At 55.3% G+C, this 23,271-nt stretch carries 23 protein-coding genes; 4 read left to right on the top strand and 19 right to left on the bottom strand.

The window, feature by feature from the left end:
* Positions 1-15: 15 nt before the first annotated feature.
* From ACY4LX_RS30855 to ACY4LX_RS30810, 10 genes are all read right to left on the bottom strand, one after another.
* A complete protein-coding gene (locus tag ACY4LX_RS30855; protein WP_463258661.1) occupies positions 16-1,839 on the bottom strand; it encodes a S9 family peptidase in 1,824 nt (607 codons plus the stop codon).
* Positions 1,805-2,947: a pyrroloquinoline quinone biosynthesis protein PqqE gene (gene pqqE / locus ACY4LX_RS30850; RefSeq protein ID WP_178129146.1), complete on the bottom strand. Its 1,143-nt coding sequence runs from the start codon at positions 2,945-2,947 to the stop codon at positions 1,805-1,807. The genes ACY4LX_RS30855 and pqqE overlap by 35 nt, the downstream gene beginning before the upstream one ends.
* Before the next feature lie 4 nt (positions 2,948-2,951).
* Positions 2,952-3,227 carry a pyrroloquinoline quinone biosynthesis peptide chaperone PqqD gene (gene pqqD, locus ACY4LX_RS30845; protein WP_463258660.1) on the bottom strand — a complete coding sequence of 92 codons (276 nt, stop codon included), beginning with the start codon at positions 3,225-3,227 and terminating at the stop codon, positions 2,952-2,954.
* Positions 3,224-3,976: a pyrroloquinoline-quinone synthase PqqC gene (gene pqqC / locus ACY4LX_RS30840; protein WP_463258659.1), complete on the bottom strand. Its 753-nt coding sequence runs from the start codon at positions 3,974-3,976 to the stop codon at positions 3,224-3,226. Before pqqC ends, pqqD begins: the two co-directional genes overlap by 4 nt.
* A gap of 129 nt (positions 3,977-4,105) precedes the next feature.
* Complete coding sequence (pqqB, locus tag ACY4LX_RS30835; RefSeq protein ID WP_149659586.1) at positions 4,106-5,017, bottom strand: pyrroloquinoline quinone biosynthesis protein PqqB; 912 nt, start codon at positions 5,015-5,017, stop codon at positions 4,106-4,108.
* Between the two features lie 72 nt (positions 5,018-5,089).
* On the bottom strand, positions 5,090-5,164 hold the full coding sequence (pqqA, locus tag ACY4LX_RS30830; protein ID WP_009045898.1) for a pyrroloquinoline quinone precursor peptide PqqA: 75 nt from the start codon (positions 5,162-5,164) through the stop codon (positions 5,090-5,092).
* 157 nt (positions 5,165-5,321) lie between these two features.
* Entirely contained in the window at positions 5,322-7,739 is a 2,418-nt protein-coding gene (gene pqqF / locus ACY4LX_RS30825; protein WP_463258658.1) for a pyrroloquinoline quinone biosynthesis protein PqqF, read from the bottom strand.
* 48 nt (positions 7,740-7,787) lie between these two features.
* Entirely contained in the window at positions 7,788-8,582 is a 795-nt protein-coding gene (locus tag ACY4LX_RS30820) for a carbon-nitrogen hydrolase family protein (RefSeq protein ID WP_149659584.1), read from the bottom strand.
* A 12-nt stretch (positions 8,583-8,594) separates the two neighbouring features.
* Positions 8,595-10,277 (bottom strand): flavin monoamine oxidase family protein, encoded by a 1,683-nt coding sequence (locus ACY4LX_RS30815; protein WP_149659583.1) that lies wholly within the window; start codon positions 10,275-10,277, stop codon positions 8,595-8,597.
* Between the two features lie 222 nt (positions 10,278-10,499).
* Positions 10,500-10,961, bottom strand: coding sequence for an Lrp/AsnC family transcriptional regulator (locus ACY4LX_RS30810; protein ID WP_007980298.1), 462 nt, complete (start codon positions 10,959-10,961; stop codon positions 10,500-10,502).
* Between the two features lie 174 nt (positions 10,962-11,135).
* Here ACY4LX_RS30810 and ACY4LX_RS30805 point away from each other — a divergent pair, with 174 nt between their 5' ends.
* On the top strand, positions 11,136-13,490 hold the full coding sequence (locus ACY4LX_RS30805) for a glucose/quinate/shikimate family membrane-bound PQQ-dependent dehydrogenase (protein WP_463258657.1): 2,355 nt from the start codon (positions 11,136-11,138) through the stop codon (positions 13,488-13,490).
* A gap of 62 nt (positions 13,491-13,552) precedes the next feature.
* On the opposite strand, the gene ACY4LX_RS30800 is transcribed toward ACY4LX_RS30805, so the two are convergent.
* Positions 13,553-13,987 carry a transcriptional regulator gene (locus ACY4LX_RS30800; protein WP_149659581.1) on the bottom strand — a complete coding sequence of 145 codons (435 nt, stop codon included), beginning with the start codon at positions 13,985-13,987 and terminating at the stop codon, positions 13,553-13,555.
* A 5-nt stretch (positions 13,988-13,992) separates the two neighbouring features.
* Positions 13,993-14,538, bottom strand: a complete 546-nt coding sequence (locus ACY4LX_RS30795; protein ID WP_463258656.1) for a DUF4258 domain-containing protein — start codon at positions 14,536-14,538, stop codon at positions 13,993-13,995.
* 628 nt (positions 14,539-15,166) lie between these two features.
* Here ACY4LX_RS30795 and ACY4LX_RS30790 point away from each other — a divergent pair.
* The 3 genes from ACY4LX_RS30790 to ACY4LX_RS30780 are packed head-to-tail and all read left to right on the top strand — an operon-like array spanning position 15,167 to position 17,959.
* On the top strand, positions 15,167-16,222 hold the full coding sequence (locus ACY4LX_RS30790) for a hypothetical protein (protein ID WP_093429960.1): 1,056 nt from the start codon (positions 15,167-15,169) through the stop codon (positions 16,220-16,222).
* Positions 16,219-17,301: a hypothetical protein gene (locus ACY4LX_RS30785; protein WP_463258655.1), complete on the top strand. Its 1,083-nt coding sequence runs from the start codon at positions 16,219-16,221 to the stop codon at positions 17,299-17,301. Before ACY4LX_RS30790 ends, ACY4LX_RS30785 begins: the two co-directional genes overlap by 4 nt.
* Complete coding sequence (locus tag ACY4LX_RS30780) at positions 17,288-17,959, top strand: hypothetical protein (protein WP_463258654.1); 672 nt, start codon at positions 17,288-17,290, stop codon at positions 17,957-17,959. The genes ACY4LX_RS30785 and ACY4LX_RS30780 overlap by 14 nt, the downstream gene beginning before the upstream one ends.
* A gap of 44 nt (positions 17,960-18,003) precedes the next feature.
* Here ACY4LX_RS30780 and ACY4LX_RS30775 read toward each other — a convergent pair whose 3' ends face one another.
* The 7 genes from ACY4LX_RS30775 to ACY4LX_RS30745 form a co-directional block, all read right to left on the bottom strand.
* Positions 18,004-19,071: a hypothetical protein gene (locus ACY4LX_RS30775; protein WP_463258653.1), complete on the bottom strand. Its 1,068-nt coding sequence runs from the start codon at positions 19,069-19,071 to the stop codon at positions 18,004-18,006.
* A gap of 94 nt (positions 19,072-19,165) precedes the next feature.
* Positions 19,166-19,711, bottom strand: coding sequence for a plasmid mobilization relaxosome protein MobC (locus ACY4LX_RS30770; protein ID WP_463258652.1), 546 nt, complete (start codon positions 19,709-19,711; stop codon positions 19,166-19,168).
* A 357-nt stretch (positions 19,712-20,068) separates the two neighbouring features.
* Positions 20,069-20,329: an antitoxin VbhA family protein gene (locus ACY4LX_RS30765; RefSeq protein ID WP_463258651.1), complete on the bottom strand. Its 261-nt coding sequence runs from the start codon at positions 20,327-20,329 to the stop codon at positions 20,069-20,071.
* Between the two features lie 663 nt (positions 20,330-20,992).
* A complete protein-coding gene (locus tag ACY4LX_RS30760) occupies positions 20,993-21,382 on the bottom strand; it encodes a GIY-YIG nuclease family protein (RefSeq protein ID WP_463258650.1) in 390 nt (129 codons plus the stop codon).
* Between the two features lie 69 nt (positions 21,383-21,451).
* The gene (locus tag ACY4LX_RS30755) at positions 21,452-22,519 is read right to left on the bottom strand and encodes a TrbL/VirB6 family protein (protein ID WP_463258649.1); all 1,068 of its coding nucleotides are present in this window, start codon (positions 22,517-22,519) and stop codon (positions 21,452-21,454) included.
* 14 nt (positions 22,520-22,533) lie between these two features.
* The gene (locus tag ACY4LX_RS30750) at positions 22,534-22,785 is read right to left on the bottom strand and encodes an EexN family lipoprotein (protein WP_463258648.1); all 252 of its coding nucleotides are present in this window, start codon (positions 22,783-22,785) and stop codon (positions 22,534-22,536) included.
* The gene (locus ACY4LX_RS30745; protein WP_463258647.1) at positions 22,782-23,270 is read right to left on the bottom strand and encodes a hypothetical protein; all 489 of its coding nucleotides are present in this window, start codon (positions 23,268-23,270) and stop codon (positions 22,782-22,784) included. Before ACY4LX_RS30745 ends, ACY4LX_RS30750 begins: the two co-directional genes overlap by 4 nt.
* Between the last annotated feature and the right edge of the window lies 1 nt (position 23,271).

The following is a 23,271-nucleotide window of genomic DNA, read 5'->3' as shown; positions in this document are numbered from 1 at the left end:
GGGCGCGCCGCGGTTTCAATCGGCCAATTCCATCACCCGCCGATAAAACAACCACTCCTGTTCCAGCGCATGGGCCTGATTCCCCGCCTTGCGAAACCCATGACGCTCATCAGCGTAATAGTGGGCCTCGACCAGAATGCCGTTGTCCTCCAGCGCCGTGACCATGTCGCGGGTCTGCTGTGGCACCACCACGGCATCCAGCTCACCCTGAAAGAAAATCACCGGCACTGCGATGTTGCGCGCATGCAATAGCGGTGTTCGCGCGGCATAACGTTCGGCGTCCTGACGCGGATCGCCAATCAACCAATCCAGATAGTCGCCTTCGAACTTGTGGGTTGCCTTGCCCAGTGCAACCGGATCACTGACGCCATACAGGCTGGCCCCTGCGCGAAAGACCTTGTGAAACGCCAGCGCGCAGAGGGTGGTGTAACCGCCGGCACTGCCGCCACGAATGAAGGCCTTGTCGCCATCGATCAGCCCGCGTTCGGCGAGGTAAGTGACCACGGCACAGGCATCTTCCACATCCACATCGCCCCAACTCAGGTGCAGCGCCTGCCGATAATCCCGGCCATAGCCGCTGCTGCCACGGTAGTTGAGGTCCGCCACGGCGAAGCCGCGTTGCGCCCAATACTGGATGCGCGGGTCGAGCATCGGGTAGCAGGCCGAAGTCGGGCCGCCATGGATGAACACCACCAGCGGCGGTTTTGCAGCGCTGGTCATCGCCGGGTAGAAGAAGCCATGGGCCTCCCCCGAACCGCTCGGGTAGCGCAGGGTTTGCGGGCGGCTGATCTGCTCGGCGGGCAAGGGGGCAATGCCGCCAGCGAGGACGTTGACTTGCCGGGTGTTGCGGTCGATGGCAAGCACCGCCGAGGAGCTGATGGGCGAGGCGGCGATGCAGTAAATAAACTGCGTATCCAGTGCGAGACTTCGGAAACGGCTGTAGTTCCCGGTGAAATCCTCAGGGGCGTCGCCGCACAGACCCAGTCGGCCAAAGCCGCCTTCGGTCCAGCTCGCCAGATAAGCGTTTTCGCCAAGCGGTAACCAAGTGCTGCCACCGAGCTGCCACGGCGCGGGTCCGTGATCAGCCGCGGCGCTGGCCAGCGGGGTCAGTCCTTCTACGGATTCCATCCATGGCTGCCAGTAGCCGCCGCGATCAGTCAGGCAATACAAGCGACCCGTGGCATCGAAACGGGGTTGTTGCAGCGACTCTTCAGCACCATCGCCGGCCACGCAACGCGGCGGACCAAAGCCCTCGTTCTGGCGTTCGGCAACCATCAACCGGGTCGCGGTCCATGGCTGGTCCGGCCGGCTCCACTCGATCCAGGCCAAACGTTTTGTGTCAGGACTCAGCGTCGGCGCGGCATAAAAATCCGCGCCCTCGGCCAGCAAATGACGCACACCGTCCGCCAGGTCGATGGCCACCAATCGATGCTGATCGTGATGCTCTTCAACCGCCAACACCTGGCCATTGGCAAACTGCAGATCGCCATAACGGCACTCAGCCGACGTCAGCACCTCAGGCGTCTCACCCTTCAACGATTGCCGATACAACTGCTGGTCCGCCTCGTTGACGAAAACAATCCCGTCATCCGTCAGACAAAACGCCCCACCGCCATATTCGTACACCCGACTGCGCACACTAAACCCCAGCGGCGTCAGGCATTGCGCCTGGCCTTCGTGCCAATGCCAGATTCGGCACGCGGCATCCTCGGGCCGGTACTCGTTCCAGAACAAGCCATGGCGGCCGAGTTGCAACTCGGCGAAGTCGATACCGGCCGCGACGGCCCGGATGGCGCTGAAGGGTTCAGCTTTTGGCGATGAGGCGTGAGTTTCGTTCATTGCGAAAGGCCAGTTGTTCGATGGTTTGGGTCGCGTGCTCGGCTTCTTCGCGGGCCTTGAGAATCACGCCGTGATGTTCCGATTTGCTGCACACCGGATCGGCATTGCTGGCATCGCCCGTGAGCATGAACGCTTGGCAACGGCAACCGCCGAAGTCCTTCTCTTTTTCATCGCACGAACGGCAAGGCTCAGGCATCCAGTCGTAACCGCGAAAGCGGTTGAAGCCAAACGAGTCGTACCAGATGTGCTGCATGCTGTGGTCGCGCACGTTGGGAAATTGCACCGGCATCTGTCGGGCACCGTGACAGGGCAGGGCGGTTCCGTCCGGCGTCACTGTCAGAAAAATACTGCCCCAGCCATTCATGCAGGCTTTCGGGCGTTCTTCGTAGTAGTCCGGGGTGACGAAAATCAGCTTGCACGGATGCCCTTCGGCTTCCAGCTTGGCGCGGTATTCATTGGTGATGCGTTCGGCGCGGACCAGTTGTTCCTTGGTCGGCAGCAGGCCGACACGATTGAGCTGGGCCCAACCGTAGAACTGGCAGGTGGCGAGCTCGACGAAGTCCGCTTCGAGGGCGATGCACAACTCAATGATGCGGTCGATCTTGTCAATGTTGTGCCGATGGGTCACGAAGTTCAGCACCATCGGATAACCGTGTGCCTTCACCGCACGGGCCATTTCCAGCTTCTGAGCGAAAGCTTTTTTCGAGCCGGCCAGCAGGTTGTTCACCTGTTCGTCGCTGGCCTGGAAACTGATCTGGATATGGTCCAGACCAGCCTTCTTGAAGTCGCGGATTTTCTGCTCGGTAAGGCCGATGCCGGAGGTGATCAGGTTGGTGTAGAAACCCAGCTTGCGCGCCTCGGCGATCAGCTCGGCGAGGTCTTGGCGCACCAGTGGTTCACCGCCGGAGAAACCCAGCTGCGCCGCGCCCATCTCCCGGGCTTCGCGGAACACCTTGATCCACTGCTCGGTGCTCAGCTCTTTGCCCTGCTCGGCGAAATCTAGCGGATTGGAGCAGTACGGGCATTGCAGCGGGCAGCGGTAGGTCAATTCGGCCAGCAGCCACAGCGGCAGGCCGATGTCCGGTTTGGGCGGTAACTTGTCCGACACGGAATCAGGCAAGTTCGATCCAGTGCTGAGCACGGGCGACCTCCATGAATTGCTCGATGTCTTCACCGAGTTCAGGCACGCCGGGGAACTGCGCGTCCAGCTCGGCAATGATCGCCGCCACATCACGCTCGCCGTCGATCAAACCACCGATCAGCGCGGCGCTTTCATTGAGTTTGATCATGCCTTCGGGGTACAGCAGCACGTGGCCTTTTTGCGCGGGTTCGTACTGGTAGCGGTAGCCCTGACGCCAGGTCGGGATCTTGCTGCGATCAAAACTCATAAGGTGATTCCTTTATGCCAGACCCGTTGCTCGGTCACGCTGTGATAAGGCGGGCGATTCAACTCGTAGGCCATCGTCATGGCATCGAGCATGCTCCAAAGAATGTCCAGTTTGAACTGGAGAATTTCCAGCATGCGCTCCTGGCCTTCCCGCGTCGTGTAGTGCTGCAAGGTAATCGCCAGACCGTGCTCGACGTCACGACGGGCCTGACCCAGGCGAGTGCGGAAATACTCGTAGCCGGCCGGGTCGATCCACGGGTAATGCTGGGGCCAGCTGTCGAGGCGCGATTGGTGGATCTGCGGCGCGAACAGTTCAGTCAGCGAGCTGCTGGCGGCTTCCTGCCAACTGGCACGGCGGGCGAAGTTGACGTAGGCGTCCACGGCGAAACGCACGCCGGGCAGCACCAGTTCCTGGGAGCGCAATTGATCCGGGTCGAGGCCGACGGCTTGACCGAGGCGCAGCCAGGCTTCAATGCCGCCGTCTTCACCGGGGGCGCCGTCGTGGTCGAGCAGGCGCTGAATCCACTCACGGCGAATCTCGCGGTCCGGGCAGTTGGAGAGGATCGCGGCGTCCTTCAGGGGGATGTTCACCTGATAGTAGAAACGGTTGGCCACCCAGCCCTGGATCTGCTCGCGGGTCGCCCGGCCTTCGTACATCGCCACGTGATACGGGTGGTAGATGTGGTAGTAGGCGCCCTTGGCGCGCAGGGCGGCTTCGAACTCGGTGGGGGACATTGCGGTGTCAGTCATTTCGGTTCTCCGGGTAGGACCGGTGGGTTCTTTGGTGTCGGGTCTGACGTCTTCGCGGGCAAGCCTCGCTCCTACAAGGGATAGCGATCAACCTGTAGGAGCGAGGCTTGTCCGCGAAGGGGCCATTGGCTACAACACAATACCCATCCCGTCATACGCCACTTCAACCCCACGCCGATTCAGCTCCGCCCGCTCCGGTGAATTTTCATCGAGAATGGGGTTGGTGTTGTTGATGTGGATAAGCACTTTGCGCTGCTCGGGCAATTGTTCCAGCACTTCCAGCATGCCGCCGGGGCCGTTCTGCGCCAAATGACCCATTTCCCGACCCGTGCGGGTGCCAACGCCACGACGCTGCATTTCATCGTCATCCCACATCGTGCCGTCTACCAGCAGGCAATCGCTGCCGGCCATGATTTCCAGCAAAGGTGCGTCGACCTTGCCCAGGCCGGGCGCATAGAACAGCTTGCCACCGGTGCTGAGGTCTTCGACGATCAGGCCGATGTTGTCGCCCGGGTGCGGGTCGAAGCGGTGCGGTGAGTAAGGCGGGGCGGCGCTGCGCAGGGGCAGCGGGGTGAACCGCAGGTTCGGGCAGGCCGGTACTGTGAAACTCTGGTCGAGTTCGATGCGGTTCCAGTTCAGCCCGCCGTTCCAGTGGGTCAGCATGGTGAACAGCGGAAAACCGGTGCTCAGGTCTTCGTGGACCATGTCCGTGCACCAGACTTGATGCGGGCAACCTTCGCGCAGGCTGAGCAGGCCGGTGGTGTGGTCGATCTGGCTGTCCATCAGGATGATCGCGCTGATCCCGGTGTCGCGCAGGGCGCGGCCCGGTTGCATCGGGCTGAAGCCCTGGAGTTGGGCGCGGATGTCCGGCGAGGCGTTGCACAGCACCCAGTTCACGCCGTCATCGGAAATCGCGATGGACGACTGGGTCCGCGCCTTGGCGTTCAGGCTGCCGTCGCGAAAACCGGCGCAGTTCACGCAGTTGCAATTCCACTGCGGGAAACCGCCGCCGGCAGCGGAACCTAGAATTTGGACAAACATGGGCGCTCCATCATTTCAACGCTGAAAATAAAAACGCCTCGGCAGACCGAGGCGTTGCACAACGATACAAACTTAGCGGCTTGCGAAGTACATGGTGACTTCAAAGCCGATACGCAGGTCGGTGTAAGCAGGTTTGGACCAGGACATGGGAGTGCTCCTTTCAGGTGGTTGGGACAGTTGAGACCTATACATATAGTCCACCTCCAGTCGGAGATGTTCAGATAGTTAGGTGGCTATGTTACTCAAAATTACCGAGCGCTTGCCCGTGAAACTTTGAGAAAGCTAATTGCAGCGTTCGTAATGATCATTTTGCCGCTTGCCAGGGTGCGCCGGGGCAAGCGGTGTTGGCCAGGCAGCGCCAACCGCCTTCGGCGTTGTTCAGGCGTTGGGCGGCGGCGAGCAATGCTTGTCGGTCGATCTTTAAAATTGCTTCAGGAAGTTGCGTCAGGTAATCCGACGAGTGGCCTGCAAGCTTGGCCTGCCACAGCCATTCGGCGGCCTGGAGGGTGGGCAACGTGGTGCTGTCGAATTGATCGGCGAGGGCTTGGCGTTGGGCGAGGTAAGTCGATGCCTCGATGCCGTCGGCCAGTCCGTTCAGGAAGTGTTCGATGTGTTTCAGCAATTCGGCAGTAGCGACATTGGGTGATTGCACACCCAACAGCAGCCCGGTTTGGCCGTTTATCTGGCGTAGACCGCTGAACACGGCGTAACCCAGTTGAAGCTCGACCCGCAGGCGTTGGTAGAACGGCGTCTGGCACAGGTGCGCCAGCAGGTGCCAAGCGGCCTCGTCAGAGATTTCCTGGGTGGCTGTCGGACAGAACAGCAGCAACGCGTGTTCGCTTGAATCGGTGTCGACGGTGTGCCACAGGTGCTGCGAGTTGATCGAGGGCGGTGGTGTCAGTTGAGTGTCCGCAACACCCGGGATACGACTCAGGGCAACGCCCATGGCGGCTTGGGTCTGGGCGGACAGGCCTACGGCGAGACCATCCCAACGGGCGCTCAACCAGAGTTGTTGCAGATCGGCTGAGACGGTGGCGTGTTCAAGGCAATGTTCGGGCAAGGCTTTGAGCAGTTGCCGGATCGGCATCAACCCAAGGTTTGTCGTTTCGGCTTGTGGGAAATCGGCATTCGTTTTTGTCAGAACCGTTAGCGCGTGCTCCAGGACGATTGGCATCGGCTCCTGCAGACCGGTCATTTTTAGCAGCCATTCGTTGCCCGTGGCACTGAAGGAAAAATCGACACCGGCCTGGCGGGCGTCTTCGCGCAAGGGTTGCAGGCTGAGTTCCAGGCCTGACTGAAGGCCGCTCTCAGGCTTCGACTCCAGCCGCCAGCGCACGTAAATCGCACCTTCATCAGTGTTCCCCGGTAACGCTTGGCTGAACTGCATCGGCGAGCGTTCACGACGACCACGGGACCGATCCTGGGCAAAGGTGCGCAAACCACGGTGGGCGCTGGTCTGGCCACGGATCAGTCCGGCATTGGCGAGCGGTTCTTCAGCGCGCAAAAACGGGTTAGGCGCCGGCAGTTGCCATTGGCCGGTGAAGTTATCCACAGCTCCGATTTGTTTCAGGATGTCCTTGAGGGCGGCCACGCCCTGTTCGGACAGCCGGGGTTCGAGTTGTTCACTGTCCCGTTGGGCCCGTTGCAGGGCGCTGCTGACCTGCTGTTGGCGTAGTTGCAGGGCCGCGTATTCGTCGCGCAGCCCGTTCCAGTCTTGTTGGGCGGTGAAGAACCCGAGCCAATCCATCAGTTGTTCACGGATTCCTGTTGTCTGGGTGGGCAGCTTGAATTCGATGTGCAGCACGGCTTGCCCGGCGAACTGGTAAAGCGGGGTGGCTTTCAGGCTGTTGGCGCACCCGTTGTCTTGCAGCTTGGCCAGCAGCCCACCGGGTTTCGCGGCGTTCAGCCAATGGCACAGGAACTCCAGCGCTTGGGCTGACGCGCCGGGAAGCGCTTCGAAGGTAAACAGCAGATCCAGCCGACGTTCGCCGGCCTGTTGATAACTTTTGTCGGAAGCGTCCATCAGTGGAAGCGGCGATTGCTGTAGAGCTTTTTCACCCAGGGTCATGACGGCGCCGAACGCTTCGGCCATCGCCCTCAACTCATCAAGACTTTGCGGCCCTGCCAGACTCAACGTCATCTGCCCGGTCTGATAGAACCGCTGATAAAAGTCTTTCAACGCCTGCTGAAACTCAGGCTGCGGCACCGGCAGGCTATCTCGGTTGCCCGCATGAAACGCCCGCAATGGGTGCGCCCCGGATAGCCCATCAAACAAGGCCAGTTGCTGTTGCGCGGCAGCGTCCTGGGACCAGGCCACAAATTCCGCCTGCAACACCTCCCGTTCCCGCAACTGATCGTCCAGATTCATACACGGGTGAGCGAGCATGTCTGACAGACGCTCCAGCCCACCGCCAAATGCCTGAGGCGGCAACTCAAAAAAGAAGTCCGTGGTGCGTTCACTGGTGCGCGCATTCACCTGCCCGCCATGCCCCTGGACGTAGGCCATCAGCCCTTCGCCGGTAGGAAAGCGCTCGGTGCCGAGAAACAGCAAATGCTCAAGAAAGTGCGCCAGTCCGGGCCAGGCCAATGGCACGTCATGACTGCCGGCCGCGACCCGCAACGCCGCAGCGCTGCGCTTCAAATCCGGGGCATGGCGCAGCGTCACCCGCAGGCCGTTGGCCAGGGTTTCAGTGTGAGGGCGGGGGGGATTCAACGCAGGCATGAGCACTTCCAGAGCAGAGAAGCGCTAATGCTAGCGGATAACGGTAACTCAGCGCTTGTTCAGCTCGCCATACAGCTCCGGACGGCGATCAATGAGGTAGCGATTGGCGGCGCGGGAATCGACCATCAACTGCCGATCCAGCTCACCGACAATCAACGCTTCATCCAGACCGGCCTGGGCGATACGGCTGCCATCCGGCGCGGCGATGCTGCTTTGGCCGCAGTACTGGATATCGCCTTCGTGGCCGCAATAGTTGGCGTAAGCCACATAACATTGGTTTTCGAAGGCCCGGGCGCGAACGGTGATGTCGGCGACAAAGTCGAAGGGAATCATGTTCGCCGTCGGCACCAGGATCAGCTCGGCACCGGCCAGGGCCAGGCGCCGGGCGTTTTCCGGGAATTCCATGTCGTAGCAGATCAGGAATCCAAGCTTCCAGCCGTTGAGCTCAACAATCGGGAAATCATCCCCGCCGGCACTGAACATCGAGTGATCGAGGTCGCCGAACAGATGAGTCTTGCGGTAGTTGCACAGGCGTTCGCCATGGGCGTCGATCAGTTGCACCGAGTTGTAAATCTGGCCGTCTTCGGTGCGCTCGGGGTAGCCATAAAGAATGGCAATCCCGGCCGTCTTCGCGATGCGCGCAATCTGCTGCGCCGATTCACCGTTGTGCACCTCGGCGAGGACGCTGACCGCATCGACGCCGATGTTGTAGCCGGTCAGGAACATCTCCGGCAGAACCAGCACATCGGCGCCTTTGGCCTCCAGCGCCAATTGATGCAGACGTTGCAAATTGCCGGCGACGTCCAGGGGCAGTGGTGGACATTGGTAAAGGGCTACGCGCATTTCGGATTCCTCTTACTCGGGCAGGGCGATCGGACCGATCTCGTTGAACACATCTCCTGGACCCGGGTTCTCGGCGTGAGTTTCACCGCCGAAGTGTTTCATGATGCCCCACACGGCGTTGAGCGAGGTCTGCACCGCGCCTTCGACCCAGGCTGGCGTCCACGAAACATCGTCGCCGGCGATGAAAATCCCGCGCTGCTCGGCCGGCATGTCGTCCTGCATGAAGTGCGCGTACATGCGCTGGTTGTAGCGATAGTGGCCGGGCAGGGCGCCTTTGAAAGCGCCGAGGAAGTGCGGGTCGGATTCCCACGACACAGTGATCGGATCGCCAATGATGCGCGCGGCGATGTCGACTTTCGGGTAGATCTTTTTCAACGCATCCAGCGCCAGTTTCACGCGTTTTTCCACCGGGTGCGGCAGCATTTTCAGCGCGTCGCTCATCCATGAGTACGACAGGCAAATCACCCCCGGCTTGTCGTCGCCGTTATCGAACAGGTAAGTGCCACGGGTCAGACGATCGGTGAGGGTCATGCTCATCAGGTCGCGGCCGGTTTCCGGATCCTTGTCCTTCCAGAACGGGCGGTCGACCATCACGAAGGTCTTCGACGATTGCATGTAGCGAGTGCGGTCGAGGGCCATCCACATCTTTTGCGAGAACAGGGTTTCATCGCATTCGATCTGGGTGGTCAGCAGCCAGCTCTGGCAGGTGGTCAGGACGGCAGCGTATTCGCGGCTATCGCCATAGTTGTCGGTGACGGTGAAACGGCCGTTCGGCGCGTGAGCGATTTTCTTCACCCCGGAACGCGGGGCGCCACGGTGCAACGAGCTGAGGCTGGTGCCTGCCGGCCAATGTACGCAGCGCTCCGGCACATGACGCCAGATGCCCAGCGGCACTTGCTCGACGCCGCCGACCACCAGGTGTTGGTGATCGTCGCAGTTGGTCATCACCACGCGGAAGATTTCCAGCATCGAGTTGGGGAAGTCCGAGTCCCAGCCGCCGGTGCCGAAACCGACCTGGCCGAACACTTCGCGGTGATGGAACGACAGCTTGGCGAAGGCTTTGGAGGTGGCGACGAAATCGTAGAAGGTGCGGTCGTCCCACAGCGGCACCAGGGTGTTCCACAGTTCTTTGAGGCGCGGTACATCGCGGTCGCGGATCGCTTGCTGGATCTCTTTGAAGCGCGAGCCGTCTTCCAGCGCATCGGCCCAGGCGTCAGCCACTTCCTGGAACAGTGCAGGAAGATCCGACAGCTTCTGTGCGTAATGGGTCTGGCCTTCCAGGTCGATCACCGTGCTGCCCGACGCCGGTGTCAGCGGGTTCGGGAACGGTTTGGTCTCCAGGCCGAGTTTGTCGACGTAGTGATAAAACGCAGTGGACGACACCGGGAAGCGCATGCCGCCGAGCTCGGCGACGATGCCTTCGGCGCCATTGAACGCCTGGGAGCGCAGACGGCCGCCCATCTTCGAGGCTTCATAAACGACCGGTTTGAGGCCCAGTTTCATCAACTCGTAGGCCGCCACCAGACCGGCAATCCCGCCACCGACGATTGCCACTTCGGCACCGTGGTTGTGCTCGGGAATACTGCCCAGGCCGGCCGGGTGCTCGATCCAGTCGTCGAAGGCGAACGGAAAATCCGGGCCGAAAATGGTGACTGGTTTTTTACCGTCTGCAGGATGGCGATTATTCTTGTTCATGGCTGACCTTGCTGGCGACCCGACGCGGGATGCGCGTCTGAGTATAGGAAAAGATGGCAGCCATTCTAGAGAGCGTAGAACACGTTAATAAGACGCAATATGTCGTCGTTTTGCCATCTTATAGATCAATATGACGATCTATCGCTACACATCGACCCTGTAGGAGCAAGGCTTGCCCGCGAAGAGGCCCTCAAAGACACTACAAAACAACCAGTCCAAAACTCAAACCGGCTGCCCCCGATCAATCTTGCTGCTCAAGATGATTGAAGTGGTCGTCTTCTCCACCCCATCCACGCTGCCAATCTGGTCCAGCAACTGATCCAGCTGCTCCGGCGAATCCGTACGCAACCACGCCACGTAATCAAATTCACCACTCACCGCGCACAGCTGCTGCACCTGAGCCATCGCACTGAGCCGGCGCAACACTTCCTTGCCGGAGCGCGGCTGCACCGTGATGCCGACATACGCCTGCAACCCGCCATCCACCACCCGCTGACCCAAGCGCACGCCATAACCGGTGATGACCTTGGCCTTCTCCAGCCGTGCCAGCCGCGAAGTGACCGTGGTGCGCGCGATGCCCAATTGCCGCGCGAGCATGGCCACGCTTTCACGGGCGTTGATCTGCAAGGCCGCGATCAACTGGCGGTCGATTTCGTCGAGCACGGGTGGGCGGGTGTCAGGCAAAGGTCGTCTCCAGCAACATAAATCGGTGGGTTGGCATGTTACAGCACGGCTTGCCCGGCGGAGGTTTGATCTGGCCTCAGGACCGTTCAGAACTTTTTCACCCGCGACAAATTGCCATAAGTAACTAGGTAGTACATCATTTCGCGCTTGTCACAAATGGGGAAAACTTCCGACATGAATAATTCTGGGGCTGCCGCCGGCAGCAAATGGCTGCTGTGGGGGCTGGGTGTCCTGATTGCGTTGATTGGGCTCGGTCTGGCCGGTGGCGGTGGTTACCTGATTGCGTTGGGAGGGAGTTGGTACTTCCTGCTGATGGGCCTGGCGATGCTGGTGTCCGGGCTGATGATTGCCCGTCGTAAGCCGCAAGGAGCGTGGCTGTACGCTCTGGCGCTGATTCTGACGGCGATCTGGGCGGTGTGGGACAGCGGTTTCGACTACTGGCCGCTGGTTTCGCGGGTACTGACGTTTGCCGTGATCGGCCTGGTTGTCGCGCTGATTTATCCCACGCTGGTGCGTGCTTCCGGCGCTCATGCTGGGCGCGGCGCCTACGGTCTGGCAGGCATTCTGGGGGTGGGCGTCGTCGCCACGCTGGCCTACATGTTCGTGCCGACCCACGTGGTCAGGGCCAGCATTGAACCTGCGGTGACCCCGGTGAAACCGGGCACCGAACAGAAAGACTGGGCCCACTGGGGCAACACCACCGCCGGCAATCGTTTCGCCGCGTTGGACCAGATTAACAAAGGCAACATCGGCAAGTTGCAGGTGGCCTGGACTTTCCACACCGGCGACATCCCGCAAAGCACCGGCGCTGGCGCCGAAGACCAGAACACCCCGCTGCAAATCGGGGACACGGTCTACACCTGCACCGCCTACGGCAAAGTCTTCGCCCTGGACGCCGACACCGGCACCCAGCGCTGGAAGTTCGACCCTCAAGGCACCGCGCCGAACTGGCAGCGTTGCCGTGGCCTGGGTTATTCCGAAACCCCTGTGTCGTCGGATAACCAGCCAACGGCCTGTGCGAAACGTCTGTTTCTGCCGACGGGCGATGCCCGTCTGATCGCCATCAATGCCGATACCGGCAAGCCGTGTGAAGACTTCGGCGACAAAGGCACCGTCGACCTGAAAACCGACATGGGCGAAGTCAAACCGGGTTACTACCAGCAAACCTCGACCCCGCTGGTCGCGGGCAATGTGGTGATCGTCGGCGGACGCGTGGCCGACAACTATTCCACCGGTGAACCACCAGGCGTGGTCCGTGCCTACGACGTGCGCAGTGGTGAACTGGTGTGGGCGTGGGATCCGGGCAACCCGAACACCACCAAGCGCCCGCCGGCCGGCGAGACCTATACCCGTGGTACGCCCAACGTCTGGTCGGCCATGTCCTACGACGCCAAACTCGGTCTGGTCTACCTGCCAACCGGCAACGCTACGCCTGACTTCTTCGGTGGCCAACGCACGGCCTTCGATGACAAGTGGAACTCATCCATCGTCGCCATCGACGTGAGGACTGGTCAGGTGCGCTGGCACTTCCAGACCACCCACCACGACCTCTGGGACTTCGACCTGCCGGCGCAACCGCTGCTCTACGATGTGCCGGACGACAAGGGCGGCACTCAGCCAGCCTTGGCGCAAGTCACCAAACAGGGCGAGATCTTCCTGCTCAACCGCGAAACCGGCGTGCCCATCGCCCGGGTCGAAGAACGCCCGGTACCGCAAGGCAACGTCCCCGGCGAACGTTATTCGCCGACCCAGCCGTTCTCGGTGGACATGCCGTCAATCGGCAACCAGACACTGACCGAATCCGACATGTGGGGCGCCACCCCGTTCGACCAATTGATGTGCCGCATCCAGTTCAAAGGCATGCGCCACCAAGGCGTCTACACCCCGCCGGGCCTTGATCGCGCACTGCAATTCCCGGGCTCCCTGGGCGGCATGAACTGGGGCAGCGTGTCGGTTGATCCGAACACGAATTACATGTTCGTCAACGACATGCGCCTGGGCCTGGCCAACTACATGATCCCGCGCAACAAGATTGCCGCTGGAGCCAGCGGCATTGAAATGGGCGTTGTGCCACAGGAAGGCACGCCATTCGGTGCCATGCGCGAACGTTTCCTCTCGGCGGCCGGTATCCCGTGCCAGAAACCACCGTTTGGCACGATGTCCGCCATCGACCTCAAGACCCACAAACTGATGTGGCAGGTTCCGGTCGGCACCGTGCAAGACACGGGGCCGCTGGGCATTCGCATGCACTTGCAGATCCCGATTGGCATGCCGACGCTGGGCGCTTCGCTGGCGACTCAGTCGGGGTTGTTGTTCTTTGCCGGCACTCAGGATTTCTATCTGCGGGCGTTTGATACCGGTAATGGCAATGAGATCTGGAAGTCGCGATTGCCGGTGGGCAGTCAGTCCGGGCCGATGACTTACGTTTCACCGAAGACTGGCAAGCAATACATCTTGCTGACGGTGGGTGGGGCGCGACAGTCATCGGATCGCGGGGATTATGTGATTGCTTATGCGTTGCCTGAGTAAGGGGAGTCGCAGGTGAAGAAAAAGCCCGGCATTTTTTGCCGGGCTTTACAGAACATTCAGACTCAAGCGCATGCTTGGTTGTGCCATTCGCCTTCAAACTCCAGATTCAGTTTGTAGAGTTCGTGGTCCATTTTGTTGATGGTATTGATAGCCGCCATCAGATCCGCTTCACCCGTTTTGGCTTCAAGATAAAGGCCTCGCAAGTAACGGTCGTTTACCATCGGGATCTTGTCGGTTTTTTCCCAGATCGCTACAGCCTGACTTGTCAAACCAACAATCTCGGCGAGGCTTTCCTGGGACAGGCCAAGCTCCTTCCTCAAAAATCTGAACTCAGCACCTGTTAGTACTGAAGGTTTCTCCGCGATGGCTTTGCCGATTACGTCATGGAGGCCCTTCACATCCGTGATGGCGACAGACTCGCCATAGGCGGTCTCCTTCACCACGAAGCCATTGCTAAGCCATACGTTCGGTAGGCCGCTTTCTACGTAGTGGTACATAAAATTCATCCCTTCTTTTGTATCGTGGTCACTATGACGAGAAATGTCCCGTCGTCATCGATGTCGATTGCCCCGACGACCTGGAGAGGTGACTCAGCTTTGAACCAGGAAATAGTAAATCTCCAATCACCTCCCGGTTGCTGAAACGGCCCCTCGGTGATCTGCCCTTTACCCAGACAGTCCATCACGTCCGGCATGTTCACGCCTCGTTCAATCATCCGCGCCTTAGCGTGTGGGGAGTAGAAGATGCGTTCCGATACCTCTGAAAGCTCACGAATAATTTCAAGCGCTTTCTTTTTTGGCAGTGGAAAAGGAAGAAGAGGGCTCATGTATTTTTCTATAGTATTTATAGGTTGAGCCATCCTAAAGTTCAAGTTCGGTTTGTCAATTTCAAGTTTGTGTCTACGGATGACTTCGTGTCGCTGGAAATCAATGTGGACACTTTGTGGACATTTCCGCTGCTTTATTGAAGCAAAAATCATCTGAAAAACCAGAACGCCAGACACGAAAAAGCCGCGCATCAGCGCGGCTTTTTTGTTTGGTGGGCCCACACGGACTTGAACCGTGGACCAAAGGATTATGAGTTGCTGGGCGAGCTGATATGCCTAGAGAAACCGTCCGTAGGTGAACGTAGGTTGGCATAGCTGGAGGGCCCGTAGTTAAAGGTGTTGAGCGTAATCTGTAGAAACTGACCTAAGCTGCGTACTGTACTGCAAAAGTACTCATCCTGTAGCGGCCTTTCTACCTTGTTGTGCGCTCGACGGATGGGAGCTTTTTACGGGATGGGCTTCGTTTACTGCGGCTGGAGGCTGAGATGATCGCAGTTGATGGCTGTACGCTACCATTCCGTGTATTTTGATGGTGAACACGGATGCGTGGACGGGACCGATGTTGATCAGCGGGTTCTATGACAGGAAGTCAGATTCTCAGCAAGAGTCTCTTCCATTTCAATGCTGCGGTTATATTCGATTATATAAACGCAAACTTTTTTGTGCGCGTATTATTATCGATCGCATACATCTGATGCGAGTTAACGTGTCAGTAGCCTCCACCGTGAACCATATAGCAAGTGATAACGGTGGCCAAAAAGCTCTGGAGAATCCAGGCTGTTCGGGGATAAGTACTTAGCTTTCCTGTGTGTCATTCTGTCTCGCAGTATTAGGTTTAAGGTGTGAATATATGAGTGGAGAAGTTGCAAATATTTCCGAAGTCGCAGTCAGGGTGACCAAGGATATATTTAAATGGTTTAAATGGGAGGCGACTCCTGTAATGGACGAGAACTTTAACTGCCATAAGGTAGAAAAGCACAAGCCGCCGCCGAAAAAAAAGCCGGCTAAGGCTCCCGCAGTTTTAAACTATACCCATCCCGTTGATGTGGTTTTTAAGTATTTCGATCCCTACCTTAATAAGGTTGTAATGCTTAATACTGATTTAAAAAGTTATGCTAAAACAAGTATCAGCACGGCAAGTATCACTGGCGCTATAGAGTCTTTGGCTAAGACCATTGATTGTGCAAGGTCAAGCCCGGAGTGGCAAGGTAAATACATATTAGACTCTAGATCGTATGAAATAAGAGGGTTGCTGTTTATATATAATCATGATGGCGATTATCATAATGATTTTCTTAAAATGATAGAGCCTATAAATACCGATAAAATAGGCCTTCAGGAAGGGCAGGTTTTGCACATTCTGGATGCGTTGAGGATCAGATATCTATATACGGTAGTGGCGGATATGAAAAATTTATACGCGGAGAATGAGTTCCCCATAAAAGACTATTCATTTTTCTATCCGGATCTTTACCTGCACAAATCTCATGGGGATCCAGATAACCTACCTGCGACTATAGAATTGATGTGCTCCCCCTATATGATTGTAAAACATGGAGGTACTAGTCAAATTGATCCGTCAGAACCTGATTCAGGATCAGATAACGAAGGCTATATTATTTATTATAATCAAGATGGGTCGACTGAGCACGAATTTAGGTACTTGTTAGATTCGCTATCAAGATTTCAAATATTGCGCGGTAAGTGTTCTATAAAAATTCGGGTTGCGCATCATAGTCCAAGCCCTGATATGCATAGCAAGTTTGAAATGGCAAAAAATCTATATTTGGCCGCCTGGGGGATGGACTCTTACAAAAGATCAGAATTGGAGCGGATAGAGTTTGAAATGGTGAATGTTACTGTTCCTAATTATATGCCTGGTCATTTGGCGTGGAGATATCAATGAAGAGTGGTCATCTGTACTACGCGTCAGATAAAGCAGTGTATGACGCGCTGCTTCAATATAATTTCAAAAATGCAGATATGAAGGAGTTGTTTTTGAGTCGAGGGATTTTGATCTCTCCTGATACTGAGCGTGATACATCTGCTATGTACTTCAGTAGATTGAATCATGATTATTATGATCATCAGAAAATTGCGGGAATATTTGGTTCTGATAATAGAAGAGAAAGAAGCACCATAGCCCATTTGGCTAACACTTTTAGTGAAAGTAAATTAGAGGTTGTAGCCCAAGCACTCAAAGAGAAGTTGGAGGAGACAGGCTCCGAGGTGAAGTTTGTGTGGGTTGGTAAAAAGATGGAGATAAGGATTAAATATGAGGATTATAATAGTAATAAATCTGAGTTTAAGCAAACGGTAGAGAGAGAGGGGGTGTTTGAGATTGAATCAACTGACGAAGGTGTTTCTATAAGAAGTCCACAAAATAATTTTATAGATGGCGCGAAATCTATTTTGGTCGACCTTCTCGCAAAAAATAGTGGGGGCTCTACAATAGTTGTTAAAGAAATCGAAATGCGTTCTATAGCTGATAATAAGCTTCGGACCCAATTTTTCAGAGGGCTGATGCAAAGCCTCAGTGGCTACGTATTTAAAGATGTTACAGATGTTTATGTGTTTAACCCTAAAATTTCCGGTAGCGCGTCATCTTCAGATGATATAGGTATTCATATCACCAAAGCCTCGCTTAAAGGAGAGGGCTTGCTGTCGTCGCCAGAGCTAAGCAGTCTGCTAAAAACCGGATTCTATGTATGTAAAGTCATTTGGACCACGTTGGCCGCAAGTGAAAAATCCGACATTTATGAGCTAGAGGCTCAGTTTTCGGACCCTGAACATTGTGAGAAGTTTTCCTACGCCGTTAGAGGTAGATATAAATTTAATGATAAGGAATTTCACAATAAAAATCGAACGCCATGTGAGGCAACAGTTGAGAAGAAAATGCTCAAATTGCTCGAAAGCGGGGCGATAGCTGCACTCGAAGCTGTCCGTAAAGAATTTACTGGGAGCGGATCAGATGAAGTCAAGTAAGCAGCAATGGTTGATTTTAAATCACGATTTACCGGTTGTGTCGTCGATCGCGAAATATGCGTTTTCAAGGGATAACGGCTTGGGTTTCGAACTGGTAGATATTACCACTGATATAGTGCGCGCTCGTTTCATTGAAAGGGTTGAAACTGTTGAGGAGATGGACACTCCTTTTGGCGATGTAGAAGAAATTAAGCTAGTACGATATGTTTATTTTGACTTCACAGTTATGCAAATTTCGGAAGACGCGTCTTTGTTGAAGATAATAAAACCCCCTGTATCGTTGAAGAGTTTTGTTCGGGTGTTGATGGAGGCGTTTGAATACGGTGCAAGTCTAAAAAAAGTAGGATTCAATATTTCCACTGTCTATGCTGCGATCTCGCGTGATCCTGAGGTTGACCGGTTGACTGTAAGTAGGGTGACTGTAAGTCAAATTCCGCTAGGTGAACATGCGACTTCTCGGATGGAGGTTCTCTCGACTGATAATGCATTAGTTGAGTTTTTGGAACTGTACAATGCACCATCAATGAAAATTGAAAAAATAGCAATTGTTGCCCGAATAAAACATCAGGTGGAAACTCTTGAGTTGACAGCTGCTGGTTCTGTTTGTTGCACATCAGGATTAGAGCGTTATTTGGAATGTACAGTTGTAACATCATAGTCGCATGGTTTAATTAATGCGTGCTAATTGAATGTCTAACATTTCTAAAAAAGACCATGGAGGAAAGTGTTACGAATACTTGGGGAGGTCAACGGGATGTTGACTGTGCAACTATGTGCAACATCACTTAACCAAGTTTGTGCAGCGGTTTTTTGCTCCAAGGTTGCATCTCTTAGCCAGCTGAAGTCAGCGCCAGGGAGTAGCTCTTCAAGACTTTTTGGAGGTCTCGTATCTGATTTTAGCCTGGATTTTATGTTGGAGGTGCAGACCTCAACGATTACTCCTGTAATCCCCTGCTCATCTAACATTTTCGTTAAGATCATTCTCTTTTGGGATGCGAAATTTGTATTGCGATGCATCGTGTTATAAGGGGGCTTAAAGTAATTTATTAGCGCTGCCTCTGCTAGAAGGACTCTATTTTTCCTCGGGAGTTTAGCAGTTTGTAGTTTAGTGAAATGCTCGTCGTCTTCTTCATCGCTAGCTGTTGGGTCTAAGCTTAAGTCGCCACCATTGCTTAGAATTTTTCGAGAGTGTTCGAACCTAAACATTAAAATAATTATTTCGCTTTCTGGTTCGTCGGTGATGGTTTTTGCTAGTATCTTTTGAAGTTGGTAGTGAGTCAGTAAGCGGTCTACTGCTATTCTCGGTTTTGTTTTTCCTATTCCTATTCCTACATATAAAACATCTAGATCGGTTTCCTCGCGAAAGTCTGCGCAGCTACCTGCCACCAAAATATAAGTGGGTATTCGAATTGTTTGGGAATTTATGTTTGTGATCGTGATGTAACTGCTTGAGTACTCTTTGTGAATTTTTACATCGCTTGGAGAGCCAGCATGATGCTCGGCTTGCATCGGGAAGTTGAATTCTAGCCTCGTCCATGCCTGATCCCTGCAGACGATGAGTATTCCTTTAATACATGCGCCTTCTACTTTTAATGAGCTGGGATCGATATGAATTTTCTTTCGATTCGTGATGATGTACAGGTTGCAAAGTTCTAGATCTTTGCGTAATTCGTCGTATTCCTTAGCTAAATAAAGCTCGGATGCGAAAAGTATGCTTGGACTACTTGAGTAGAGATTTACGGCTCCCTCTACTGAGAATTTTCTTGACATTATGAAAGAGTCTCTATTTTGGTTTCGTGGCTCAGGTGCACACAAGAATAGATGGGTCGTTAACCGCTATTGGATAGTGCCAACGAACTAGCGCTCATTCGATGTTCCATCGCTCAAGGCTTGCTCGAATGGACCGGCTAACGACTTCAGTATGCTTTCGAATCAATCCGCTCAACGCTTCGATCCTCTCTAAAGTTACTTTCTCATTCTCGCCGTCATTCAAGCGGCGTGCAATCTGGTTGAGATTTCGCCCTAGAGTCAAAAGTTGATAGTTAGATTCACCTAATGCGTCGATTTCATCCATGCTGAACTGTGGCTCGTGGGTCAAGCCGGTGCGGATTGCGTCGATGATCCAGCGCCGCATGGAACACCGCTCTATCAGTGCTCGCTCTGTGATAGCTGCTTTTTCCGAAGCGGTCAGCAGGATTTCAAAGCGTTGCTTGGGATCGCGGGGCGGAGCCTCTGCGACTTGCTGGTAAGTTTTTGGCTCTGGGTTTGCTGCTGCTTGCGCCAGTTGTTGCTCAATGGCCGCTTTGATTGCAGCCCCTGGAGACTTACCCAAAGCACGGCAGTGATCCGCCCAGCGGGCTTTTAGATCTGCTCCCAGGTGGATGTTCAAGGCACGACTTGAGCTCTCCATAGATACTCCCCCATCAACGGTAACGAAACTTGCAAGGCCATGCCGTGCTAAATGTGTGCGCACATTTAACCGGCGGTTAGCCTATCCTGCACTAGTGCTCCATCATCTTCAAAGTTTGTTCATGAACAAGGAAACTCCCTAGGGGAGATGACGTTGTGTAATACAGTTTTCCGGTGAAAGCCTATCCTGCACTAGGTTTTTACTTCGTTCTGCCCTTGTTCATGAACGAAGAAAATGCGTAGCAGAAATTACGTTGTGTGGCACAGCTTCCCGGCGAATGCCTATCCTGCGCTAGATCTCCACTTGGTCCAGTTCTTGTTCATGAACAAGAGATATGGTGCCAGCCGGGCCTGGTTATCATAGGGGGAGCTGTTGCTGCGAGAGCGCCACGAACTCTTCCAGGCCAATGTCGCCGTCAATGTAGCGTTCGCCAAGAAGCCTCATACTTTCTGTGATTTTGAGTCCAGACAGACCTATGGAGGCAGCTGCATAGGCGACAGCTTCCTTGCGTTTGTTCTGCTCGGCGCCTGACAGCTGATGTTCCTTGCCCTGTTCGTCGATGTTGCGTGTTTCGATGCTTCCTTGATGCTGACTCGGTTCTTGATTTTCTGAGGTCATGCGGACTCCTTGCTATTGGGTTGAACGTAGGTATGCCTTCGGTTGCATCGTTGTTTGTATGCACCAAAGTACCAAGGTTTTTGCTGGATGTGGTGTCAAGGGCGGCACCGGAAGCCGCATGCGGAGCGGAGCCGAAGGCGAGCACCGAACGGGTGAGGATGCCGGGCGTAGCCGTACCCTTGATACCACAGGAAGCGTCAGCCTATCGCCAGGGGGGAGGTCAAGGGCTCCGCCCGCCGTACCTGCCCCCGCAGCCAGTCCGGCAAGTTCGGACACGGGATGCAACCGAAGGGGTTGCCCAAGCAGGGCGCGGAGTTGTCAGAATCGTATTGCGCTTGTTTGCGGGGCATAGAGCCTCCAGAACATGTTTCGTGTTCTCAAACGTATGGAACTGAGTCAAGTACGCGCTGAAATTGTCTTGTTTTTCTGATTAATCGTTTATTTATAATTGGTTAGCGTTTTCGAGTATTACCCATCCCCCCGCCCTTCCCGCAAGCGGGAAGGGAGCGAGTCGCCCTCTGACGTCAAGGGGGCCGGGGAAGGCCTACGGCCTTGATCCCCTGCACCCATGCCGTGAGCGTTGGACGCTTCTGCCACGTAAAGGGGCCGAGTCCTCGCCGCTTCGCGTCTGCGGGCCGCACCAACCCCTTGACCCGTCATACGCTATTTGAATAGATCTTCAGTTCTGGAGAGACCTGCAAGGTGTTTGCCCAGCTTCTGATAGATGTCTTTCGCTGGGTAATTCAATATTGGGGCCCCTCTCAGCAGCATTTCCTTGATCGCCGCGCTTTCGTGCCTCATTGCATCTCCCCTGTAGCGAAATGAGTGACGTACCACTAGATCAAAACCCAAACCTGCATCTGCCAACGCTTTGATGAGCCTCCAGCGTGCTGCGCCCTCAAGCGTTCCAGGGTTTTTCTTCACATGTGTCCGATACCTGCCATAAGGGTCGGAGGTGTACCCGACGTAGAACGGAAGCTCGTTGGCTGTATTGATCAAATGGTAGACGTAGTACCGGTTTCTCCCCGATTCCGGCATGAACATCACGGGCATTGAGTTGCTCCTTGCTACGGGTAAAAAAGACCCCGCCTAGGCGAGGTCGATCCATTGTCGTTGATCCCTTTACTGACTCGTTTTGCCCCCTGCGGCTGGCCCCCAGTTTTTCCCCATGTTCTGCATGACATGTTGCCGATACGCAGGGTTCCACATGGTATTGCCCGCCGCCAAATGGTTGAGCCTGCCCCCGGTGACCATCATGCCCGATTGCATATCGCGCCTTGTCGATTGGCGATTTATTGTGTTGCCGGCCACTCTCAGTGGTGAAGTGGCTCCGGCCACCATACGGCCAAAGGTTAAGGTGGCTAATGACATGCCGCCTGCTAACTGCCCTGAGACGGTATTCATCTCGTCAAGGAGGCGAGCTAGAACCACCGTCGCACCAATCAATAGGAATGATGTGAACAGGGTATTCTGATCGCTCTCTAGGTCAACCGCCGACACGAGATTGTTGAAGATCACAACGGCTAGTGAGAGCACCGTAGCCATCAGAGCAATTCGAAAAATGTAGGTCATGACCTGACCGAGCCACGAATCGAAATATCGTTGCGTGGCGGGGAACATCAAGCACATGACGAACATCGGGCCAATACCCAACATGATGACCAAGGCCGCTTTCGCAACGACGATCATTCCCCCGGCCGGGATGGCGATAATTCCTGTGGCAAGGGCAATGATCACTGCGTTGAAGTAGTCTCCGAACGCCATGTTGGTTTCCTGCCAACTTCGATTGCCCGCTCTCTCCCAAAGATCACCGGATATCCCCCAGCCCTTGCCCAGTGCTCCGTCTATGAGCTCATAGACGGATTTGGGTTGGTAGTCTGCGTTAGATCCGGCCCATGCGGAGCTGACGCCTGTTTCGAGTCCCTGCAAGGTTTGGGCGACCCAGGTCATGTAACTATCGACGTTGAGCGCGAACCCTGCGATCAGCAGAAACTTCCCGCATGAAATCAAGAATGTGGACCCGGTCTGCTCTACACGGCCGGTGATCATCATAAAACCTACTAAAACGTAGTAGAGCGTCGCAAACGCCACAGCCAGCGTAGTGAACGAGTTGATCACACTACCCGCTGTGGCCTCGACGAAAGAGCTGAGGCCCGCATCGATGCTTTCTCCTAGAAACTGGAACAGCATAGGGCTATCCATTTTTACCGCCCCTCTGTTTTGGTCGTTGCTGGGTTGAGCCAGCCTCGACGTGAGTTGGCTAGCTGCGCTTCTGCCTGCTTTGCGTTTACGCAGTTAGGAGAAATAGCCAGGGTTCCAGGGGAGTTGCTGCAACTGGAAATCACCGACGTCCTTTCGACGTCGTGTTTTTTATACCAATCGACATCATGAGTTTTCGAATCCCCGCAGCCCGAGAGGGCGGCAGCCAGAGATACAAACGTTAGAAAAGTCCTCATTTTCCCACTCCGTGGTCGCCACGATCCTGGCGGTGTTGATGGGGCTGATGCTCAACCTTCGTGTGAGGTACCTCAGCCAGGCCAGAAGCTTTGATGGGGGTAAGGTCGTCTATGATGCGCAGCGCTGCAACGGTACGCAGCACGCTCTCACGAGTTCCGGCCCAGCTTCCAGCAACACGTTCAAGGGAGTCCCTCAATGTGAACAAGCTCGCTACCAGGAGGCCAATCGATATCCATACGGACAGCGTCGATGAGATCGGAGTGGAGTGCCCTGGTAGGGTAAGGCTGGACCAGTCGGCTACTGCGATCATGAAGGGTGTTAGAACCAACGCGGCGGCGAATACGTCTCGGTGAACCATCAGCGGCGCTCGCGCATTAATCTCTTTCGTGAACCCCATTTGACGGACGCAGGCCCAGAATCGGTGAATCGAAAATGCTATGAAGAAGCAGATCAGGATCAGAGGCAGATGGATGATGGTGATCATG

This window comes from Pseudomonas sp. Emmai (assembly GCF_055179735.1).
Note: the sequence above shows the minus strand (reverse complement) of the source record. Positions and strands in the feature narration are given on the sequence as shown.

Bases quoted from the DNA above. Each gene is read 5' to 3' on its own strand.
- ACY4LX_RS30855 (WP_463258661.1), bottom strand. From the start codon at position 1,839: ATGAACGAAACTCACGCCTCATCGCCAAAAGCTGAACCCTTCAGCGCC.
- pqqD (WP_463258660.1), bottom strand. From the start codon at position 3,227: ATGAGTTTTGATCGCAGCAAGATCCCGACCTGGCGTCAGGGCTACCGC.
- pqqC (WP_463258659.1), bottom strand. From the start codon at position 3,976: ATGACTGACACCGCAATGTCCCCCACCGAGTTCGAAGCCGCCCTGCGC.
- pqqB (WP_149659586.1), bottom strand. From the start codon at position 5,017: ATGTTTGTCCAAATTCTAGGTTCCGCTGCCGGCGGCGGTTTCCCGCAG.
- pqqF (WP_463258658.1), bottom strand. From the start codon at position 7,739: ATGCCTGCGTTGAATCCCCCCCGCCCTCACACTGAAACCCTGGCCAAC.
- ACY4LX_RS30820 (WP_149659584.1), bottom strand. From the start codon at position 8,582: ATGCGCGTAGCCCTTTACCAATGTCCACCACTGCCCCTGGACGTCGCC.
- ACY4LX_RS30815 (WP_149659583.1), bottom strand. From the start codon at position 10,277: ATGAACAAGAATAATCGCCATCCTGCAGACGGTAAAAAACCAGTCACC.
- ACY4LX_RS30805 (WP_463258657.1), top strand. From the start codon at position 11,136: ATGAATAATTCTGGGGCTGCCGCCGGCAGCAAATGGCTGCTGTGGGGG.
- ACY4LX_RS30800 (WP_149659581.1), bottom strand. From the start codon at position 13,987: ATGTACCACTACGTAGAAAGCGGCCTACCGAACGTATGGCTTAGCAAT.
- ACY4LX_RS30790 (WP_093429960.1), top strand. From the start codon at position 15,167: ATGAGTGGAGAAGTTGCAAATATTTCCGAAGTCGCAGTCAGGGTGACC.
- ACY4LX_RS30785 (WP_463258655.1), top strand. From the start codon at position 16,219: ATGAAGAGTGGTCATCTGTACTACGCGTCAGATAAAGCAGTGTATGAC.
- ACY4LX_RS30780 (WP_463258654.1), top strand. From the start codon at position 17,288: ATGAAGTCAAGTAAGCAGCAATGGTTGATTTTAAATCACGATTTACCG.
- ACY4LX_RS30775 (WP_463258653.1), bottom strand. From the start codon at position 19,071: ATGTCAAGAAAATTCTCAGTAGAGGGAGCCGTAAATCTCTACTCAAGT.
- ACY4LX_RS30770 (WP_463258652.1), bottom strand. From the start codon at position 19,711: ATGGAGAGCTCAAGTCGTGCCTTGAACATCCACCTGGGAGCAGATCTA.
- ACY4LX_RS30765 (WP_463258651.1), bottom strand. From the start codon at position 20,329: ATGACCTCAGAAAATCAAGAACCGAGTCAGCATCAAGGAAGCATCGAA.
- ACY4LX_RS30760 (WP_463258650.1), bottom strand. From the start codon at position 21,382: ATGCCCGTGATGTTCATGCCGGAATCGGGGAGAAACCGGTACTACGTC.
- ACY4LX_RS30755 (WP_463258649.1), bottom strand. From the start codon at position 22,519: ATGCTGTTCCAGTTTCTAGGAGAAAGCATCGATGCGGGCCTCAGCTCT.
- ACY4LX_RS30750 (WP_463258648.1), bottom strand. From the start codon at position 22,785: ATGAGGACTTTTCTAACGTTTGTATCTCTGGCTGCCGCCCTCTCGGGC.
- ACY4LX_RS30745 (WP_463258647.1), bottom strand. From the start codon at position 23,270: ATGATCACCATCATCCATCTGCCTCTGATCCTGATCTGCTTCTTCATA.